General features: G+C 60.9%; 17 protein-coding genes. 12 read left to right on the forward strand and 5 right to left on the reverse strand.

Annotated elements, in window-relative coordinates:
- The first annotated feature begins 75 nt into the window (after window positions 1-75).
- The 12 genes from HYT87_15585 to HYT87_15640 are packed head-to-tail and all read left to right on the forward strand — an operon-like array spanning window position 76 to window position 15,368.
- The gene (locus HYT87_15585; GenBank protein ID MBI2061161.1) at window positions 76-645 is read left to right on the forward strand and encodes a hypothetical protein; all 570 of its coding nucleotides are present in this window, start codon (window positions 76-78) and stop codon (window positions 643-645) included.
- Window positions 642-1,433, forward strand: coding sequence for a FadR family transcriptional regulator (locus tag HYT87_15590; protein MBI2061162.1), 792 nt, complete (start codon window positions 642-644; stop codon window positions 1,431-1,433). The genes HYT87_15585 and HYT87_15590 overlap by 4 nt, the downstream gene beginning before the upstream one ends.
- On the forward strand, window positions 1,423-2,748 hold the full coding sequence (gene larA, locus HYT87_15595) for a nickel-dependent lactate racemase (GenBank protein ID MBI2061163.1): 1,326 nt from the start codon (window positions 1,423-1,425) through the stop codon (window positions 2,746-2,748). Before HYT87_15590 ends, larA begins: the two co-directional genes overlap by 11 nt.
- Window positions 2,745-3,713 (forward strand): NAD(P)-dependent oxidoreductase, encoded by a 969-nt coding sequence (locus HYT87_15600; protein MBI2061164.1) that lies wholly within the window; start codon window positions 2,745-2,747, stop codon window positions 3,711-3,713. The genes larA and HYT87_15600 overlap by 4 nt, the downstream gene beginning before the upstream one ends.
- Complete coding sequence (locus HYT87_15605; protein ID MBI2061165.1) at window positions 3,710-5,839, forward strand: dihydroxy-acid dehydratase; 2,130 nt, start codon at window positions 3,710-3,712, stop codon at window positions 5,837-5,839. Before HYT87_15600 ends, HYT87_15605 begins: the two co-directional genes overlap by 4 nt.
- Window positions 5,836-6,528: an MBL fold metallo-hydrolase gene (locus HYT87_15610; GenBank protein MBI2061166.1), complete on the forward strand. Its 693-nt coding sequence runs from the start codon at window positions 5,836-5,838 to the stop codon at window positions 6,526-6,528. Before HYT87_15605 ends, HYT87_15610 begins: the two co-directional genes overlap by 4 nt.
- A gap of 29 nt (window positions 6,529-6,557) precedes the next feature.
- Window positions 6,558-7,508, forward strand: a complete 951-nt coding sequence (locus HYT87_15615) for a dihydrodipicolinate synthase family protein (GenBank protein ID MBI2061167.1) — start codon at window positions 6,558-6,560, stop codon at window positions 7,506-7,508.
- Entirely contained in the window at window positions 7,505-8,842 is a 1,338-nt protein-coding gene (locus tag HYT87_15620; GenBank protein MBI2061168.1) for a hypothetical protein, read from the forward strand. Before HYT87_15615 ends, HYT87_15620 begins: the two co-directional genes overlap by 4 nt.
- Window positions 8,839-10,131 (forward strand): mandelate racemase/muconate lactonizing enzyme family protein, encoded by a 1,293-nt coding sequence (locus HYT87_15625; protein MBI2061169.1) that lies wholly within the window; start codon window positions 8,839-8,841, stop codon window positions 10,129-10,131. The genes HYT87_15620 and HYT87_15625 overlap by 4 nt, the downstream gene beginning before the upstream one ends.
- The gene (locus HYT87_15630) at window positions 10,128-11,576 is read left to right on the forward strand and encodes an outer membrane protein transport protein (protein ID MBI2061170.1); all 1,449 of its coding nucleotides are present in this window, start codon (window positions 10,128-10,130) and stop codon (window positions 11,574-11,576) included. The genes HYT87_15625 and HYT87_15630 overlap by 4 nt, the downstream gene beginning before the upstream one ends.
- Window positions 11,542-12,600, forward strand: coding sequence for a TRAP transporter substrate-binding protein DctP (dctP, locus tag HYT87_15635; protein MBI2061171.1), 1,059 nt, complete (start codon window positions 11,542-11,544; stop codon window positions 12,598-12,600). Before HYT87_15630 ends, dctP (HYT87_15635) begins: the two co-directional genes overlap by 35 nt.
- A 17-nt stretch (window positions 12,601-12,617) precedes the next feature.
- Window positions 12,618-15,368 carry a hypothetical protein gene (locus tag HYT87_15640; GenBank protein ID MBI2061172.1) on the forward strand — a complete coding sequence of 917 codons (2,751 nt, stop codon included), beginning with the start codon at window positions 12,618-12,620 and terminating at the stop codon, window positions 15,366-15,368.
- On the opposite strand, the gene HYT87_15645 is transcribed toward HYT87_15640, so the two are convergent.
- From HYT87_15645 to hemE, 5 genes are read right to left on the reverse strand one after another with little or no spacing between them, the layout of a single operon-like run.
- A complete protein-coding gene (locus HYT87_15645; GenBank protein MBI2061173.1) occupies window positions 15,344-16,225 on the reverse strand; it encodes a hypothetical protein in 882 nt (293 codons plus the stop codon). The genes HYT87_15640 and HYT87_15645 overlap by 25 nt on opposite strands.
- A gap of 44 nt (window positions 16,226-16,269) precedes the next feature.
- Window positions 16,270-16,428, reverse strand: a complete 159-nt coding sequence (locus HYT87_15650; protein ID MBI2061174.1) for a hypothetical protein — start codon at window positions 16,426-16,428, stop codon at window positions 16,270-16,272.
- A gap of 52 nt (window positions 16,429-16,480) precedes the next feature.
- A complete protein-coding gene (gene dctP, locus HYT87_15655) occupies window positions 16,481-17,488 on the reverse strand; it encodes a TRAP transporter substrate-binding protein DctP (protein ID MBI2061175.1) in 1,008 nt (335 codons plus the stop codon).
- A 13-nt stretch (window positions 17,489-17,501) separates the two neighbouring features.
- Window positions 17,502-18,083, reverse strand: a complete 582-nt coding sequence (locus HYT87_15660; protein MBI2061176.1) for a hypothetical protein — start codon at window positions 18,081-18,083, stop codon at window positions 17,502-17,504.
- 10 nt (window positions 18,084-18,093) lie between these two features.
- Entirely contained in the window at window positions 18,094-20,040 is a 1,947-nt protein-coding gene (gene hemE, locus HYT87_15665) for a uroporphyrinogen decarboxylase (protein ID MBI2061177.1), read from the reverse strand.
- Window positions 20,041-20,189: the final 149 nt, after the last annotated feature.

The raw sequence follows: 20,189 nt of genomic DNA on the forward strand, positions 1-20,189 counted from the left end.
AGGGTTTGGTACTATGGTCCGGTGGTTGAACCAGTGAACCAAATGCAACGCCCAGCCGACCGATCGGAGGTTTCCATGGCTCCATCCCCAGCTCACACGCCGGCAGCCGCCGTCTCGCTCCTGCCAACACCAGCAAACCAGGCGGTTCGCGCCCTCGAAAAGGACCTCGCCGACTTCGAGGCGACCCGCGGCGAATGGATGCGGCGGATTGCCCTCAACATCGGAAAACTTCAGCAACGATTCGGCAACAATGCTGTGGGACGCTTCGTGCTCAAACACTTCACCACCCGAATCATCGCAGGGATGATCGTCCGCCTCCGGGTGCTCGGCGTAGGTACAACGGCTCCCCAATCTGCGCGCGACCTCGTTTACGACTGGCTCAAGCTCGCCAAGTTTTTTCACGCCCCGGTGGAGGTGCAATCGATGACCCCCCATCAGGTCGTCGTGTGTCACCACGAATGCACGATGGGATTCAGGCCCGGCCAAGGCAAGCTCTGCCGCGCCAGTATGAATATGGATGTCCAGATTATCCGACGCTTGGGCGGCAAGATGACCATCGAACACACGCTGGCTGAAGGCGCGGACCACTGCCGGCACGTGATCGAGTTCCCCGCTCCTAGAGCTGAAGTAGGGGCGACTCGGTGACTCAACCCCAAACGGGCGCAAAAGCGCCTCGCACCGAGTCGATTCCGAACGGGGAGGCGCTTCAGGCCGCCTTCCACCCCATCGAGAAGCGCAAAGCGATCTATGAGGAGGTCATTCGACAGGTCCAGAAACTCATCGAAGACGGCCGTTTCCGCCCGGGGGATCGGCTCCCCGCCGAGCGTGCGCTGGCGGACCAATTCGGCGTGAACCGCGCCTCAGTGCGCCAGGCGCTCCATTCCCTCTACCTGCTCCGCGTCGTCGACATCCGTCCGGGCGAAGGCGCCTTCGTTCGTGATCCCCGGAAGGAAGGCAGCATCGAGGCGTTTCTCCTCGCCGTCATGTCCGAAGAAGGGCTGGATGCCCGCCTGATGGCCGAGGCCCTCGAAGCACGCCGGCTTTTGGAGGTTCCGCTCGCCGGCTGGGCCGCCGAGGGCGCGACCCCGGAAGACCTGGCGCGCCTCCGCGAGATTTACACCCGAATGGAAAAGGCCTTCGGCGCGGGCGACCCCTCCTACATCGAACTGGACTGGGAGTTCCACTTGGCCATCGACCATATGAGCGGGCGCCGCCTTCTGCCGCGCCTCCTCACCACCTTCTATTCCATGTTCCGCGGCAAGTTCTATTCCCTCTTCGTCGAGATGGGCAAATACCACTTCTCGCTCGATGAGCATCGCAAAATCATCTCCGCTATCGAGAGAAAAGATGCCGCCGCAGCCCGACGGGCCGTTGCCGCACACCTCTCCGGCGTGGAGGGCTTCCTCGAAAGCGATTCAACCCATGCGGATTGAAGTCCCCTGGGGCGACGCGTCACTGGCCCTCGACCTGCCCGACGATTGGGAGATCGTTCGCGCCGCCAACCCCTCCCGGCTCAAGGCCGTGGAGTCCGTTGAGCTTGAATTGGAACGCGCGCTGTCCAATCCCATCGGCTGTGCTCCGCTGAGCAACATCCTTCGCCCCGAACATCGAGTCGCCTGTGTGGTGGACGACATCGGCCGCCCCACTCCGGCGTTCCGCCTGCTTCCTTTGATCCTCAAACGGGTTGCCTCCGCGGGTATCCCCCGCGAAAACCAGACTCTCGTGTTCGCCACGGGTCTGCACCGCGGACTGACCGAAGAGGAAATGGTGAAGAAAGTGGGCCGGGAAGTTTTCCAGTCCGTTCGATGTATCAATCACAACGCGAAGGATGCGAACAATCTCCTCCGGCTCGGGACGACCTCCCGGGGGACACCCGCCATCTTCAACAAGGGGGTCGCCGAGGCGGACGTTCGAATTCTCGTGGGGACGATCGAGCCCCACGTCCAGGCCGGATTCGGCGGCGGCTGCAAGAACCTGCTCCCGGGAGTGGCGGCAGCCGAGAGCATCGGGGCGAATCACTTTCTGGGCGCCGACCCGGAGCACTTCAGCATGATCGGATTCGCGCCGGACCGGAATCCCATGCGGCAGGACCTCGAAGAGGCGGCCCTGATGCTGGGGGGCGCCACGTTCATCGTCAACACCCTGCTGACTCCGAAGCTCCAAGTGGCGCGTATCCTTGCAGGGCACCCGATCCAAGCCCACCGGGAAGGGCTTTCCGCCGTAAGTCATTCCTACGCCGTGCCGCTGGAGCAGCCGGCCGACCTCGTGATTACGAATTCCTATCCGCTTGATGTGAATCTGAGACAGGACGTGAAATCCGTGGCCAATGTCCTCTTCGCGGCGAAACCCAACGGGACGATTCTCGCCTTGTTGCGATCGAGACTCGGTCTGGATGATGTCCGCATCCCATCGTCCCGGTTAGGCCTGCCCCTTGAATGGATTCGGACCCTCCTCCGCGCCGCGCCCGCTCGCGCGATCCGCGCCCTTTCCACCAGTCCTCGAACGGGGATCGCCGTGGAAGAGCGGTTCTTCCTCTATTTCGCCCTCCAGGCGCTCAAACGTAATCGCATCTTTGTGTTTTCGCCCACGCTCGCGAGCCAGGTCAACGGCAAGCTCAGAGGCATCCCTCTCAGCGGTGATCTGGATGTCGCCATCCGAGAGGTGAAACGCCGACTCCCTTCACGTCCGCGTGTGGTCGTATTTCCCGAGGGCGGAGTGACCTACCCCTTGATGGAGGGTCACGCATGATCCTCGTAGCCGGGGGAAACGGCTACCTGGGTCGCCATCTCGTGCGAGCGCTCTCTGAACGTGGCGAATCGGTGCGGGTATTCGACCGCGTCCGCCCCACAGCCCTTCCGGAACGCTGCGTTGTGCTGCGGGGCGACGTCAGGGACGCCGACAAATGCCGCCAAGCCGTGGAGGGCTGTTCCGTCGTCTTCCACCTCGTCGGAATCATGCCGCAGGCGAAGGCATCCGAAACGCTCATGCACCAAGTTAACGTCGGAGGAACGGCCAACCTTCTCAAGGCGAGTGTCGAAGCGGGAGTGAAACGATTCGTTTTTCTTTCCAGCATGGAAGTGTACGGGGCATCCGGAAAAGTCCCTCTTGAAGAAGGCGATCAGCCGCAACCGATCGGGGAATACGGACGCAACAAGCAGGAAGCGGAGGCGCTCTGCCTCGACACCATGAAGAAATCCGGACTTGAAGTAGTCATCCTCCGTCCTTCCACCATCGTGGGACGGCAGGTCATCGACCACCAGCTCCGCTCACTTCTCAACTGGGTCGCGCGCAAATGGCCGCTCGTCTCGATCGGCAACGGCCACAGCCGATTCCAGATGTCCTCACTCCAGGATTGCGTCTCGGCATGCCTCCTCGCCGTCGAAAGACAGGAAGCATCCGGCCAGGTCTTCAATATCGGGGCCGACGATCCCCCGTCCATCCGGGAGTTCATGAAGTCGGTGCGCAAGTTGAGTCACAATCCGTTCCCGGTCCTCGCGGTCCCGGCGAAACCGATCAAATGGGTTCTGGCGGCGCTGGACGGGATGGGCATCTCCGCCGTGCCCCCCGATCACTTCAAGCTCCTCGATGCCACGTTCGTGATGGACTGCAACAAGGCCAAGAGGATTCTTGGCTGGCGCCCCACGCAGTCCAACCTTGATATGTTCCAGGAGGCCTACCAATCGTTTGTAACCGACCGAGGGAGGGAATCATGAAAGAAAGTCCAACGCCCGAATTCACTATCGAGTATTTCCGCCGCATTCAGGCCACTCTTGAAAACGACGAGGCCTTCAAGAACTCCCTCCGGGGCGTGGAGGCCGAGTTCGGCATCGGCTATCCGGGGAAACAGATGATTCTCTCGCTCAAGGAGGGCCGCCTCGACATTCGGGAGGGAACCCCCGAGCAAGCCGACGCGGGCGTGTTCGTCAGCGAGGAGGGCTGGAAGAAGCTCATGGCCGGCACCAATCCCGCCCGACTCCTCATTACGCGCAAACTGAAACTCCAAGGCAACTACATGCGCTACGCCAAGTTCATGGGACCCGTCCTCCAGGTTCTGGAAATCCTCCAAGGCAAGCGGCCGCTCGTCGAGGTGCCGTCGACCGTCACCCGTGAACCGTCACCCGCCCCGATGACCTCCCGCAAGAACTCTTCCCCAGCCCCTGAAGCACAGCCTCTGACCCCTGATTCCGATCCGTACGTATTCAAGAAGAAAAGCAAGACGCTGATCGAAAGTGAGGACGGCATTCCCACCGGAGTCGTCCGGCTGGCCATCATGCGGGGCGCCGGAATTCCGGTGGATTCCATTCAGAAAAAACCGGTGATCGCCATCGCCAACACCTGGGCCGAAACCACCGCGGGACACGTCCATCTGCGCGAGCTCGCGCGCCACGTCCGGGATGGAATCCTGGAAGCCGGAGGAGTCCCGCTGGAGTTCAACGTGCTCGGACCGTGCGACGCCTACGGCAACGGCAACTCCGGCATGCGCTATATCCTCGCCCAGCGCGAGATCATTGCGGATTCGATCGAGACGTTCGCCCGCTCCCACTGGTTCGACGGACTCGTCACGATGTCGTCATGCGACAAGAGCAACCCCGGCGTGCTTATGGCCATCGCCCGCCTGGATCTGCCGGCCATCTGCGTTACCGGCGGCTCGAACATGATGAACGCCCGTTTCCAGAAGGGTTATCGAGGCCTCAATCATCAAAACTACGAGGACATGGCGATGAAACTCGAAACCACCACCTGCGCCACGTGCGGCTCGTGCGAACTCATGACCACCGCCAACACGATGCAGGCGGCCATGGAGGCCATGGGCATGGCGCTGCCGGGTTCGGCAACGATCCCCGGTTTCATGGTGGACAAACAATTCGCGGCGCGCGCGGCCGGCCGACGAATCGTGGGATTGATCAAGGAAGACCTCCGGCCCTCGAAGATCATGACGTACGAGGCTTTTGAGAACGCCATCATGGTCGACATGGCCATCGGCGGCTCCACCAATGCCACTCTTCATCTCCCGGCGATCGCCCACGAATGCGGATTCAAGCTTGACCTTGAACTCTTCAACAAGTACGCCGCGCGCATCCCTACTCTCGCCGGCATCGCGCCGTCCGGTCCTTTCGGCATGTTCGACCTTCACCAAGCCGGAGGAATCTTTGCCCTGATGAAGAGAATCGAGGATGATCTGCATCTGGACGCACTCACGGTAACGGGACGCACCCTCCGCGAAGAACTCCGCAGCGCGCGGGTCCTGGACGACAAGGTCATCACATCACGCGAGAAACCATTCTATCCCGAGGGGGGAACGGTCATATTGCGCGGCAACTTGGCCCCGCGCGGCTCAGTCATCAAGCAGTCCGCTGTCGCCCGCGAATTCCACCGCTTCCGCGGACCCGCCCGTGTCTTCAACAGCGAAGCCGATACGCTGCGCGCTCTCCAAAACGATCAGATTCAGCACGGCGACGCCGTGGTCATCCGGTACGAAGGCCCCAAGGGCGCGCCCGGGATGCCCGAAATGCTGACTGTGACGATGATGCTTGAAGCGATGGGGCTGAGAGACGTGGCCCTCGTGACCGATGGGCGATTCTCGGGCGCGAGCCACGGGCCGTGCGTCGGCCATGTCACCCCCGAGGCCTACGCCGGCGGCCCGATCGCAGCCGTCCGTGACGGAGACGCCGTGCGAATCGATATTCCGGAGCGCGGGATCGAGGTTGAGCTTTCGGAATCCGAGATTCGCAGTCGGCTGGCGGACTTCACCCCGGTCTCGCGACCCATCGAACGAGGGTATCTTCAGCGCTATCGAAGGCTCGTCGGTTCCGCCGCCGAAGGGGCCGTGCTGAGTTGAAAATCACTTTCATTGGCCAGTCCTCATTCAAGATCGAGCTCGACTCGGGGGCGGTGGTGCTGACCGATCCCTGGTTCGGCGGCTATCCCCTTCTCCGAGCGCGCCGCCCCGCTCTTGGGCCAAACGAAATCGGGGATGTGAAATTGATCCTGGTTTCGCATAACCACATCGACCACATCGATCGGCGCGCTCTTCGGCTGGCCCTGGAGAAATCCTCCATCGTCGCCGGCCCCCCGTCCGTGGCCCATCGAGCGAAGGTCCGCGGCATCGAAGCCGTGAGCCTCGCTCTCCGGAAGGACTACGATTTCGGAGGGCTCAATGTCCACACCGTGCCCGCCGACCATCCCTTGTGCTCCAGTCCATTCGGCTACCTAATTCAGGGTGACGGGAAGACGTTATACTTCAGCGGTGACACCCGGAATTTCCCGGCTCTGCGTTCCGCCCTTAAAGGCCGCTCCATCGACGTCGCCTTGCTCCAAATCGCCTGCGCCCGGTACTTTGGAAAGCCGGACGGAATGGACGTTCACTCGGCGGCCGATTTGGCACGCGAGATACATCCGAAGTGCGTCGTCCCGATGCACTATCACGCCCGTTTCAAAGAGGCCGATCCCCGGCAATTCAAGGAGACACTGACGGAATCGGGAATCCACGTCCAAATCCTGGAGCCGGGAGTTGAGGCGGTTCTGTGACCCTTCAAGCTTTCGAAGGTGTCTATCCCGTGGTTCCCACGCCACTCAAAGAAGACTACAGCGTGGACGAATCCGCCCTTGCCGCGGTGATCGAGTTCCTGATCCGGCGCCGTGTCCACGGGATCACCGTCCTCGGTTCGAACGGGGAATTCACCTATTTCACCTTTGAGGAGAAAGGCCGCATCCTTCGCGCCGCCGTGCGGGCCGCCAAGGGGCGCGTCAGGATTCTCGCGGGGACGGGAGCCATGGGAACCGAAGAAACCCTCGCTCTGACTCGCATGGCGAAGGATGTGGGCGCCGATGGCGCCCTCGTCGCCCTCCCCACCTACTACCCTGCCGCTTTCCCCCAGGTGAAAGCCCACTACCAGGCCGTCGCCCGTCTCGGCCTCCCGATTCTCTTTTATCACTTCCCTGATTGCACCCACCTCGTCCTCACGCCCCGCCAGGTGGCGGAGATTTGCATGCTGGAGGGCATCGCGGGGATGAAGGCAAGTATCGTCGATCTGCGGGCCTTCAAGAGCTACCTCCGAAGAATCTCGAAACCGGCCTTCCATGCTTTCACAGGCGTGACGTACTTGTTCAGACCCGCGCTCGAAAGCGGCGCGAGCGGATTGATCTGCCCGATCTCCGCCATTTTTCCCGAGGCCGCCGTCGGTTTCTACGAGGCGTGGAAGAAAGGCGATGCCGCAGCCGCACGGGCCCACGAGACATCGCTTTGGAAAACGCTCCCCCTCATGAGCGGCTCGGAGGCTCCGTGGCAGGCCTTGTCACTGGGATTTCAGATCGTGAGCAAAACAGGCATCCCCGTGCCCGCCCGCGGCGGCGACTCTCCGGCCGTCTTCAAGGAGGTCCTGCGGCTCCGCGGACTGCCGATCCGACCGCTCGTCCGCCGCCCCCTGCGACAACTGAATTCGGCCGAGGCCGCAAGAGCCAAGCGAACCTGGCAGGAGATCCAGAAGAACGGAGTCATGGACACATGAAATACCTGTTGATGCTGTCGCTGATCCTGCTCCCCGCGCCATGGGTCCATGCCCGCGAGCCCAAAGGCATATACCCCGAAATCCGCGGAACTTTTGATCCGGTGGCGTTGGCGCCGGTCCTCGAAAAGGGCACGATCGTCATCATTCATGAAGAGCCTGGAAAACCGACCTTCTTGACGGGCATCCTGCTGATTCATGCCTCCTTCGAGAAGGTCTGGAGCGTGGTGACGGACTACGAGAAATATCACGAGTTCGTTCCAAACGTCATCCGCAATACCGTGCTCCAGCGGCATCCGGAAACCCATACCCAGGACACCGAGTACAAGACCGGGTTCAAGGCAGGACCGATCGAACTGGGCATCGTTTGGACCCTGGAACAACATCTGGAGAAGGACGAACACACCATTTGGGCCGGTCCCTCGAAGATCGGTGAGCAGGCCTTTAGCGCCGTCAACTACCGCGAAATCTATTTTCCCGTGGACGAACATCGAACGATCATGACCTACACGAACTACGCAGACTTGGCTTCCTTCGGCGCCCTCGCCAAGCTGGTATTCAAGACCTTTCCCGAGTTGGAGACGCCGACCCTCGTCTCCGTTGGCACGCTCTTCCCCGAGTCCATCAAGGAGCGCGTGGAGGGCACGCGGGTGATCGTCGAGCCCAAGGAGTTCGATCGCGACCGCGTGAAAATTCCCCCTCCCATCGAGAACAGCGGTGTTCTCGACGGACTGATCCGCCGCTTTCGGAAGATCGTCCTCTCGTGGTATCCCGATTCGAATGGCATCCGCTTCTTTTCCGCCCTGGCGTTGGTCGACGCCCCATCCGAACAATGCAAAGCCGTCGTTTCGGATTTCGCTTCCTACCCGCGGATTTTCAAGACCGTCGAGAGCACGCGCAAAGTAAAAGGCACCCCCGATCGATTCACGATGGAGTATCGCATGAAGTACAAGGTGGCCCTCCCGCTGACCTTCGAATACTCCCTGGACTACACTTGGGATCCCGAAGGCCGGCGGCTCTCATTTGCCCTCAATCGCATTCGCGATCACACCATCGAAGGGGAGTGGGGGGCCTGGGATTTCTATCCCTCGGACGAAAAGACCTTGGTCGGCTACACCAGCTTCACCGATCTTCGGTCCGGCGGGTTATTTCTTCGCCTTCTCATGGACAATATCGCGGGCTTCGGCACGGGCTTCCGCGTCGGCCTCAACTCGATGGTCATGCAGGCCCTCTCTTCGGCCATGGCCAAACCGACCCCCAGGACGGGGGAAGTGCCGCGGGAAGACAGGAGTCTGGAGCGGCCGCACGTCTCAAACGGCTCGGAGGTAGGATTCTGATGAAAGTGAAACGTCTCGAACTCTATCGCGTCACGATTCCGCTCCCGAAACCCTTCTACCCATCGTGGATTCCCGGGTATCCCCAGACGGAAAACCGCTTCACGCTCCTGCGGGTCTTGACCGACGACGGCATCGAGGGCTTCAGCGCGGGCGTGGAAATGGAGGAGGAACGCCAGGGACTCGGCACGCTCCTGGGCCCCTATCTCATCGATATGGACCCCCTGGACATCGAGTCCATCCAGCAACGGCTCCGCGAAGCCTCCTACCTCGGCTGGCGCAATAGTTGGATCGAGGCCGCCTTCTGGGACATCAAAGGCAAAGCCGCCGGCAAGCCGGTGTACGAATTGCTCGGCGGGAAGGGCGGGCGCATTCCCGTCTACTGCTCAACGGGCGAGATCCACGATCCCGCCCGGCGCGCGGAGGAGGCGAAGGTCATCAAAAAAGCGGGATACCGGGGCATTAAGCTCCGCGTCCACTCCTTCGATCCGAAGGATGACGTGGCCGTCCTCGAATCGGTGAGGAAGGCCGTGGGAGACGACATGGACATCATGGTCGATGCGAATCAAGGCTGGCGCGTCACCGTCATCGAGGATGCTCCGCTGTGGAATCTGGAACGCGCGATCCACTTCGCCCGCGAGTGCGAACGTCTCCGCATCCGCTGGATCGAGGAACCGTTGGATATGTACGGCTACGACGATCTCGCGACGCTGTGCAAGGAAAGTTCCGTGGCCATCGCCGGCGGCGAGCTCAACGCCGGTTGGCACGAATTCAAGATCATGCTGGAAAAAGGCTCGTACGACATTTACCAACCGGACGCCACATTCGCGGGTGGAATCGCCACCTGCAAGAGGCTCATGGATGCCGCTCTCGCCGAGGGACTCAACTACACGCCCCACACTTGGACCAACGGCATCGGCTTCATGATCAACCTCCAGATCGCTGCTACTCATCCGAATCCGCTGCCCCTCGAATATCCTTACGAGCCACCGGGCTGGATCCCCGAGGTCCGCGATGCCCTCTTCAAAGAACCGCTCCGGCCGGACAGCGAGGGCAATCTGCTCATCCCGAACAGGCCGGGCCTCGGCTTCGATATCGACCCCTGGAGGCTGGCACGCTATGGCCGGAAGTTTTTCACCGTCACTCCGCTCAGGCTGGGCCTGCACGTCCTTCGCCGCAAGGGCATCCGAACCACGCTGGAACTGGGCCGGAGAAAGATGGGGAAGAAGAAGGGGTCAGCGGTCATTCCGCCTCAGGCGGATCAGCCATCAGCAAAGAAACCAGTTTCATGAGGCACGTCCAGGCCCTCGCGGTCTTCCTCGCGTTCCTGAACATGATCCCGAGGGTCTGCCCGGCCAACACGTTCGACATCCTGGGGTTCAGCCCGCGGTCCATCGCCATGGGAGGCGCCTACACGGCCGTGGGCGGAGATGAGGGCAGTCTGTACCACAATCCCGCCGGGCTCGGGCAACTCCATTCCAGCTCCTTCCTCCTCTCGCCGCTCTGGGATTTTCCGCGATTCTCGGCCCGCCCTGCCTCCCGTCAGGGCGGCGCGCTCCCAGCTCTCACCTTGGATTTCCCGACCGCCGAAAGAAACAGCCGGCTCATCTCGGCCGCTTCAGGTCCGGATACGGTGTCTGGCACAACGATCGGCCTCGCCCTCAAGGCCGGCCATCATTTCGGTTTCGGCCTCGCGATGTACCTCCCCGGACGCCCCAACGGCCGCCATTTCCTCGACTTCAATGTCATCAAGTATCGCTTCTTTGACTCCTACACTCCCTACGACCTCCAACAGAACCGAATGGACCGCCTGATTATCCTGCCCGCCGCAGGTTTGCGAATCCTGGACGGGCTCTCGGTCGGCGCCGGCACTTCGGTCTTGGGCAATGCCACTTCCGAATTCGTCACCACCATTCCGCTCAGTCCGGATAAGGACGTCCGCATCGTGAGCGATCTGGACATTCCGCCCATCGCCTCCCCCTTCGCGGGAATCTTGTATAGTCCCATCGAACGGCTCTCCCTGGGCTTGACCTACCGCGATGAGATCAAGCTTCGAGTCAAGGCCGCCGCGAAAACGGAGGTCAGCATCGGAATCGGCTCCCTTCAATTTCCCGTCTGGATCCCGCTCCAAATCGACGCCGTCACGCACTACACGCCGAGGCAAGTCGTCTTGGGCACGGCCGCACATCTTCTCCCGGAGGTGCTCGTAACAGGCGAACTGACCTGGGCGCAATGGTCCAAATACGTTCCTCCCTTCCCGAAAATTACGGGGATCGATGAGGAAGCGTTTCAGAAAATCCCCGAGATGCTCCGGCCGCAACTGCCCTTTGTCCCACCCGTTGAACCGGCTCATTTCAAGAATACGCTCGTCCCCCGGCTCGGCACAGAATGGTCGCCGTCGAAAGATCTGTCGTTCCGCGCGGGATCGGCGTATGAACCGTCACCCGTCCCCGATCAGAAGGCCACAAGCAACATTCTCGACAGCGACCGCCTGCACCTGACGGGAGGTGCCGCGTACCACATCGAACCGAATCGCGTGCTTCGTTACCCTATGCGCCTGGACGCGTTTATCCTGTATACTCGTCTTCAACCTCGAACCTTTGAGAAGAACCTTGATAACCTTCGAGATGAAGACGCTGAAAAAGAAGGGATTCAAACCACCAATCCCGGTTATCCGGGGATCACCTACTCCGGAAACGCCCTTGCCCTCGGCATTTCGGCAGCGTTCGAATTCTAGACGCCACACCGTTCTGGGGCTGTTCATCACCCTGATTCTTTGCACGGTCCTGGGCTTCGCGCCGATCCCCGCCTCCGCCGACCCCATCAAGCTGCGCGGCTCCATTCTCACCCCGGAGGGATCGAGGTGGACTGAGGAAGTGAAGAGCGCCATTCACAAGATCAAGTCGGCCACCGGAGGCCGCGTGGACGAGACCCTCTACACGGCCGGGGTGCAGGGCGAGGAATCCGAAGTGGTAGAAAAGCTCAAGAAGGGTGATCTCGATATCGCCGCGCTGAGCGATCTGGGTCTCGCCTACATCGTGCCGGACATGCAGATCCTGAACCTTCCGTTCTTCATCAAGAATGAGAAAGAGTCGGCCTTCCTGGAGGGCAAGCTGCACGATCGGTTTGTGCGGGAATTCCGGGAACGTGGTTTCGAACTTCTCTTCTGGAGCCCGGTGGGGCCCGGGTACCTCCACTTCGACCGACCCATCCGAAACGTCGAGGACATGAAGGGCGTCAGAACGTGGCAATGGAAAGACGATCCCGTGGGCAAGGTGATGATCAAGGAACTTCCCGGACTGATCGCGGTACCGCTTCCCCTCGCAGAGGTGCGGTCGGCACTGGAGGAGGACAGGGTGGACGCCGTATATAATGTGCCCCTGGCAACGGTTGCCTTCCAGTGGCATCCGTTCCTCAAGTACGTCCTTGACGTGCCTGCCGTCGTCGCGGGAGGGGGGACGGTTATCGCCCACCACGCGTGGAACAAGATCAGCCCGGGCGATCGGGCGATCATGGCGGAGATCAGCCGGAATCAAATTGTCTCCTTCCGGGCGGGCATCGCCGCCGACAGCACCGCCGCCATCCGCGGGTTGAAGAAGTACGGTGTAATCTTCGAACCGCCGAGTCCGGAGGCCCTGGCGATCCTGGAAAACGCCTCTGACCGAATCCGAAAGCAGCTCGCGGGCACGCTGTTTTCCAAAGAAATCCTTGCCGAAGCCGAGCGTCTCCTCGCCGAGTACCGAAAAGGACTGAAACAATAAGCGCCTTTCGCTTCCGGATGCGGCCCCGGATTACCCTCGCCATTTCACTGATCTTTGCCTGCGCCCCCCGTGCCTCGGCGCAAGAAGAGGAAAACCTGACCCGAAAGTGGACTCTCTACGTCGTTCCCTACAGCCACCTAGACGTCGGCTTCACCCAATCCCAAGCCAAAGTTCTGGCCAAGCAGAAAAACAACCTGCGAATCGCCCTGGATTTGATCGACCAGACGAATGACTGGCCGGAAGGTTCCAAGTTCAAGTACCTCATCGAAACGTCGTGGCCCGCGATCGAATTCATGAAGGACCCCGCCGTCGCGCAGTCGGACAAAGACCGGCTCGTCAATGCCCTCCTCGCCGGTCGAATGGAAATGGGCGCTTTCTACATCAACCACCAGAACCGATTTCTCGACGGGGAAGCGCTCCTCCGATCCGTCAGTCTCACCAAAGACGCTTTTAAGGAACCCTTCGGAGTCCCCATCGACACGGCGATCATCGATGACGTCTGCGACGGAAGCGGGGTGTTGAACATCCTTACCCAGCACCGAGTGAAATACTTCATGCTGGGTTGCAACGTGTCGCATTGGGCGCTTCCGCCGCTGTTTTACATGGAGGCGCCAGGCGTCTTCCGCGACAAGCTGTTGGTCTACCTGCCGCCGTTCATCGGCGGATACAACGGCGCATTCGACCTCTCGCTGGTGACACCCCTTCCCTTCGATCCCAACGCGGCCATCCCCAAATACGAGCCGAAAATCTACGAATTCCTCGAAGCGATGGAGCAGCGCGGCGTTGCCCCGCTGGCTGAACGGGCCTTCGACTATCGTGGACAGACCATCGACTATCCCTACGATGCCTTGCTCGTTCCCTATCCCTCGCCGCACGGCCCCGACAACGGCGAGCAAGATCTCACGATCAGCGAGATCGCACGGGACTGGAACGCACGGCATGGCAATCCAAGGATCGTCGTCTCCACCCCGCGCGAATTCTTCGAGCACATCGAGAACGGTTTCCGAAAAGAGATCCCCGTGCTGGAGGGCGAACTCGGCGGTTGGTGGGGCGAACAGATCTTCTGGGACTTGCTCCAGACCGACCCGAGGAAGGAATCGATGAGCCGGGATGTTTTCCGAATGGCCGATTCCATCGGCCCTCTTCTCGCAATGGTCGATCCCTCGACATCAGACACGGCTCGCGAAACACTCCGCGAAGCCTATTCCAAAATCTTGCTCAACACGGATCATAATCCCGCACCGGTCCCGTTCGGAAATACGCCTTACACGGAGGACGACGTGCGGATTTGGAAAGAGACGCGTCGGAATGGGATGGAGGAGGCATGGCAATCGGTTCGCGATCTCTCAGCGAAACTCTCATCGACACCACCATCCGCCGACACCGCCGCAATCTCCCTCCCGTCCGCACAGGGGGGTGATAAGGACACCTGCGAAATCTCCCTTGGCGATGGCGATGCGACGGTCGCCGATGGGGAACTCCTCGTCCATTTCTCCGTCCACCCATTCGGTGTTACACGCATTGAGCATCGCGCCACCGGCGAAACGCTGCTGGAGAGCGCCGAGGGAACGCCCTTGTTTCAGTACGGCACGCTGACGCGCCCCGAGGCAGGCCCAATGGCCGGCGGACCCTTGAACGGGATCGGGGGACCTCCCACGTATCACCGGTCCACATCCAATGAATCCCTCGAAGCGCTGAAGGCTCCGCCCGAATGCGGCTTACGCTCGACCTTGGCGGCCGAAGGTGGATTCGCCCTTCAGCGAACTATTCGGGTCGTTCCATCTGTCACGCGAATCGAACTCACCGCGGAATTCACCGCTCCCTCGCCTCAGTCTGCAGAGCATGTCTTTTCCTTCCGTCTCCCCATCGGCTCCCCTTCTGATCTGACCGTGGATGGGCCCTACCGCGTGTACCACTACGGCGCCTCGGATCCCCTTGGCTGGTATCCGGTTCCCCTGCGCGGTGATCTCTTCGCTACTCTGGATTTCATCCATCCGGCGCCGACCATCAATGCAACGAACGATATCTTCCAATGGATCAGGGGAATCCCCCGCAGCCTCGTCGCCCGGAGTTTCGTGGAAGTAGTTGCGGGAAGCAATCGCATCACGTACTCACCATTTGATTCAGGCGTCATCATCCCCTACCCCTATCGCGTTGACCCTGTCGGGCCGGAGTCGGTATCCGGTTTCGATCATGTCTGTCTCGGCTCGACCACCTGGGGCAATCTGGGACTTGGGGCCGACCTCGGCGGACTCCATCTTTGCAGGGCGACTCTGCAAATCAACACCGCTGCGCTTCCTAACGGCCCCGCCCTATTCGTTACAGATCCAGAGTCGCCGCCACTGTCTCTCGATGCACGACACACAATTGTACGCCTGATCCCGGAAACCGATTCGGATCGTCCGGTGGTACGGCTCTTCCAAGCCGGCCCTTTGGAACAAGTGAGCGTGAAAATGGCCTCCAGATTCGCGGCGCGTTCGGCAGCTCGCGCGACACCCAGCGGTGTACCGCGGTGCCGGCTCCCGTTCAATGTGGCCGGCGGCGAATTGCGACTGGACCTCGCAGAGAACGAATTGGCGACCCTCGTTTTCACGCAAGAGGATTTCGCCGGTCTGCCCGCTTGCCCGGGCCGCACGGAAGGATCCTGCGAATGCGAAACGGTGGGCGCTCCGGTGACCTCCGCCTGGGGAATCCTCGTGTCCTGCCTTCCGCTCGCGGCCTTCTGGTTCGCGAGGCGAAGACGCTACTGGGGCAGGGCGGGGGACTGAGAAGACCCGTGCAGCTTGAATCGCGAAACCAGCCGATCCCATTCGTCGGCGGGCATTTCCCCTTGGAGTTCGCCTAGCCGCTTGGCGCGATCTTCGGGGGCAAGAGCCGATTCCGCCTCGATGGATTCGAGTCCCTTCCACACGGCTTCTTCCCGGACCTCCCGAGTCTTCTGCTCCAGCTCCACTTTCTTCAATCGGTCCGCCGCTTCCTTTCCAAAAAGGCCTTCCCGAAGCGAATCGAGTGTCTTCTCCCTCTCCGTCGGCGTCAGTTCAAGATTCTGCGCCATTTCTCTCGCCGTCTTCTCGTAGTATTGAAACCAGTCCGTGGGGAAGGCATCCTCCGAATTATCCCCGAAGATCTCCTTCTTCAGCCGCTCCTCCCGCACCTTCTTGTCTTCAGCCGATAGATTCGTATCTTTGAGTATCTCCCCCCGACGGACGACGAACTCGGCCATGCGCTCGTCTTCTCCAAACAGCGATTTGGCCAACGCCTCGCCAAATACCTCGCGACGGAGTTTCTTGAGTGCCTGTAGCCGCTGCGCCAAAGGGAGCGCGGCAAACGCCTTCGCCCGATCGCGGTACTCGGCGTAGAGATGGAGCAGGTCCTGCATGGGGTGCGACGGATGGGTTGTGGATCCGGCTCGCAGTTCCTTCGCCACCGCGCCGATGGGGTCCTGGACTCCCGATTCCTGCGCGGCCCAGATCTTTCCCCTCAGTTCCAGAAGTTCTTTCCGTGTCGGCGGATCTTCGTTGTGGTGGGTTTTGGAAGGGATGTACCAGAAGACGAACGCCAGCAGAAGCCCCGTCAAGACGCTCCAGCCAACCACCTCGACCCTGAAATTCCGCGCCGAAGCCACGGACGAATCTTAGCAGAACCCAGGAAGGTGTAAACGCGCCGGTGTTATCGGCTGAGAATGTGGGTCATTGCGGCGCCGAAACCCATCAAGACGAGTGACGACAGGATAATCTTGAATGTTTCGACGAGCAGGCCGTTCCTGGCCCCCTCCGCTCCGCTCCGGGGACGATGATCGGAGGGTCGATTGGATCTTTGCATCGCCATAAGTTGTCCTCCTTGACGCATTGCGGCATGATACTACATGCCAAACACTTTGTCAAGGTGCGGCTTTGACCGCCCGGAACTTCTCCAGCTCGGCGAGGACGAGATCCAGCAGCTCTTTGGGATACAACTTACCGGCGAATAGCTCCCAGACCGGCTTCTGCAGTTCCCTAAACTTCTCCCGCTCCTCCTGGCTCGGCTCGGTCACTTTCATTCCGCGCTTCACCAGCGCATCGAACGCGCGCTTCTCATCGGCGCGGGTTTTCCGCAGAATCTCCGGCTCCCGCTCGCGCACCCCATCCTCGATCAACTTTCGGACCGTGTCCGGAAGACTCTTCCACGTCTCATTCTTCAGGATGAGGAAGGCCGGCTCATAGCGGGCGTTGACCTTGGTGATGTATTTGAGGTCGGAATACCACTGGAGCGCCAGGATCGTAAGCCCGGTGCCGCCGACGGTCTGGACCAACCCGGTCTTCAGCGCGCCGAAGACCTGGGGAATTTCCAGCGGCACACCCTCCACGCCCACCGCCTTGTAGGCTTCCACGCTCACGGGGTCGCCTTGCCACAGCCAGATTTTCGTCTTCTTGAAATCCTCCAGAGTCGAGATGGGAACTGTTGAAAAAATATTCGCCAATGCGCCCACATCGGTCCACGACAGCATCTTGAAGCCATTCTCTTCCAAGACTCTTGTGAAACGGGCTCGCGTTTTGGAGCGGATGTGGTCCACTTCCTCGAGGCTGTCGAAAAGATACGGCAGTTTCAGGACGCTGATCTCCGGCGCGATGGTGCCCACTCCCATCGAGGCGAAGGCGCCGCCCTCCAGCGCGCCGAGCCGGATTTTGCGCACCATGTCCGCCTCATCCCCCAGGACCCCCCCCCCATAGATCACGAATCGCACCTCGCCCTTGCTCTCGGCTTCGATCCGGTCGAAACCCTCCCGAAGGTCCGACTCCCACGAGGAACCCCGCGGCGCAAGCGTTCCGATCTTGACCGTCATCTTGGCCTCCGCGGGTAGCAGGAGCGCAGCCCACAGGAAGACCACGGCAACCCAATTTCTTGTCATTATCTTTCCTCCATCAAAATCCCAGCCGGAGGGCAGCCGAGAGGCCGAAGACGAAGGGCGACTGTTCCTCGACAAACAGCCATCCCAGGGTCGCGCCGAAATCGAAGACCGCCTGCCGTGAGGCCAGATACCTCATTCCCACGATGGCATCCCCGCTTTCCCAATTGTCTCCGTCCCGAAATACCTCGCCAAGCTGCGCACCGAGGAGGTAGGACCCTTCGAACGCATTCACCACGTACGTCGCGCGGCCCCGCAGCTCAAAGGCCACAAAATCATCGATCGACGAATCCGCGCGATACATCGTGGGAATGAGAGCCAACTCCAATTCAGGGGCCGGAAGGACACCGATGGGAAACCCCAATCTCCACGATTGCGATCGTTCCGGCTTGGTTCCAATCCAACTGACCTCGGGCTGGACACCGATCAGGACGCGATGGATGAACTCCCGTTTCTCGCTCCCCGGTTTCTTGACCCACTCCGTTTCAGGCTCTTTTTGCTTCCCCTCTTTCGTTTCTTCGGCGTTAACCGCCCCGCACGCGATCAACGCACCGGCCAATCCCCCGATCACGACACTACCGACCCTCCGGGATTTCACGTTGCGTCCCTCACTGTGACCGGCCCATCTCGTGCACCATGTCAACGAGTGCCCTCACGTTATCCACCGGAGTCTGGGGCAGCACTCCGTGTCCGAGGTTGAAAATGTGCCCCGGCCGTCCTCCCGCCTGGCGCATGACTTCCTTCGTCTTCTTCCGGATGGTCTCACGGTCCGCCAAGAGAACGAGCGGGTCCAGGTTTCCCTGTACGCCGATCGGGCCCACCCTCTTCCATCCATCGTCCAGCCGGACACGCCAGTCGAGCCCGATCACTTGTCCACCCGCATCGCGCATGAGTTCGAGGAGCGCCGCCGTGCCTGTGCCAAAATGGATGACGGGGGCAGCGGTGATGCGGGCCATGAGTCGCTTCATGTGCGGAAGAATATACTCTCGATAATCATCCGGTGACAAGCAGCCCACCCAGCTGTCGAAGATCTGCACCACCTGGGCGCCGGCCTCAATCTGGGCGTTCACATAGGCCCCGGTCGCTTCCGTCACTTTCCCCATCAGGGCATTCCACGCGCCCGGGTCGCGATACATGAGCGACTTGGTATGAAGGTAGTCGCGCGAGGCCTTTCCCTCGATGAGGTACGAGACCACGGTAAACGGCGCCCCCGCAAATCCGATGAGAGGGATGTGGGGATGGAGTCCCGACCGGGCTTTCTTCACCGCTTCGCACACAAACACCATTTCCTTCGCGGGACTGAATTCCCGTATGGCATCCACATCCTCGGACGTCCGCACGGGGCGATGAATGACCGGTCCCTCGCCGCGGGCGAATTCCAGTCCGACGCCCATCGGCTCGACGATGAGAAGAATGTCCGAAAAAATGATGGCCGCGTCCACGCCCAACTTCTCCACGGCTTGAATCGTCACCTCGGCGGCCAGGTCGGGCGTCTTGCACAACTCCAAAAACTTCACCCGGCGGCGCATCTCCCGGTACTCCTTCATGTACCGGCCGGCCTGGCGCATGATCCAGATCGGCGTCGTTGGAGCGGCCTCGCACCGGCACGCCTTCATGAAAGGGCTGTCCTTCCACAACGCTGCATCCTGCACGAGCGGCCTTCGAACCGGTCGCGACTCCAGCCACTGATCCCTCTCGGCGGCCCCGCGGCGTTTCGCTTCCACAAGTGGGACGCATTTCTGAGCCACCTCGCGCACGAAGAGGCCGATCTTGCCCCGCTCCGCCTGGAGATCGATCGACAGCCCTCGCTCGCGAAGCGCGTCGGAAGTCACGGGGCCTATCGAAGCGATCACCACGCTCTCCAGCGATTCTCGCAGCGATTCTTCGAGCCCGTCCTCCGCTGCCACTTGCAGGAGATGCTCGACTTGCGCCGCATTCGTAAACAGCGCCACGTCCATTTCATTCTCACAGATTTTCGAGACCACTTCGCGAAGCGCTGAACAATCCTCCGGAAGGGCCCAGCGGTACACCGGCACCCTCATGACGTGCGCCCCCCGTTTCTTGAGCTCGTCGAGCAGGTCCGAATTCGGAAGACCGTATTCCTGGACGGCCACCTTCTTCCCGTTCAGGTTTGTTCCGCGATCCACCTCGGCCAAAATCTCCCGCCAAGTGTTCGGCTCGGGAGCCGCGATCGCCGGGGTCAGCCCCAATTCGCGCAACGCGGCAATGGGTTTGGGACCCCGGGCGATGAGAGTCGCTTTGGAAAGCGCTCCCACCATCTTGTCACGAGGGATTCGCTTCTCCAGAACCTGGACGAGCGTCCGCGTGCCCACGCCGGTCAGGAGGACTACGACGTCGATCTTCCCCGCAAGGAGTCGATCGGCGAATTCAAACGCCGAGGAGTTGGCTTCGAGGGGGACTTCGCGCATTGAGGGAGCGACGAATGGGGCACCGCCGAAATTCCTGATGAGTTGCGTCATTTCGAACGCCATCCGGCTCTCGAATGCCGCGACTCTCTGGCCGGAGAACATCTCGGAATCTTTCACCGGAAGCATCGTACACTGCGCCAAGCTTGATTCGTAGCGACGGACTGGAGTGGCGAACTGGGTCTGGGGTCAGACATCGCTATCTATGCTTTCTCAAGCTTCTCGATCTCCCGATGCTCCATCTTCCCCTCCGATAGCCCAGCCTCAAACCGATAGAG

This window comes from Nitrospirota bacterium (genome assembly GCA_016180645.1).
Taxonomy (GTDB): domain Bacteria; phylum JACPQY01; class JACPQY01; order JACPQY01; family JACPQY01; genus JACPAV01.

Coding starts and splice junctions, on each gene's coding strand:
- HYT87_15650 (MBI2061174.1), bottom strand. CDS start 16,428: ATGGCGATGCAAAGATCCAATCGACCCTCCGATCATCGTCCCCGGAGC.
- HYT87_15605 (MBI2061165.1), top strand. CDS start 3,710: ATGAAAGAAAGTCCAACGCCCGAATTCACTATCGAGTATTTCCGCCGC.
- dctP (MBI2061175.1), bottom strand. CDS start 17,488: ATGACAAGAAATTGGGTTGCCGTGGTCTTCCTGTGGGCTGCGCTCCTG.
- HYT87_15640 (MBI2061172.1), top strand. CDS start 12,618: ATGCGGCCCCGGATTACCCTCGCCATTTCACTGATCTTTGCCTGCGCC.
- larA (MBI2061163.1), top strand. CDS start 1,423: ATGCGGATTGAAGTCCCCTGGGGCGACGCGTCACTGGCCCTCGACCTG.
- HYT87_15585 (MBI2061161.1), top strand. CDS start 76: ATGGCTCCATCCCCAGCTCACACGCCGGCAGCCGCCGTCTCGCTCCTG.
- HYT87_15600 (MBI2061164.1), top strand. CDS start 2,745: ATGATCCTCGTAGCCGGGGGAAACGGCTACCTGGGTCGCCATCTCGTG.
- hemE (MBI2061177.1), bottom strand. CDS start 20,040: ATGCTTCCGGTGAAAGATTCCGAGATGTTCTCCGGCCAGAGAGTCGCG.
- HYT87_15620 (MBI2061168.1), top strand. CDS start 7,505: ATGAAATACCTGTTGATGCTGTCGCTGATCCTGCTCCCCGCGCCATGG.
- HYT87_15630 (MBI2061170.1), top strand. CDS start 10,128: ATGAGGCACGTCCAGGCCCTCGCGGTCTTCCTCGCGTTCCTGAACATG.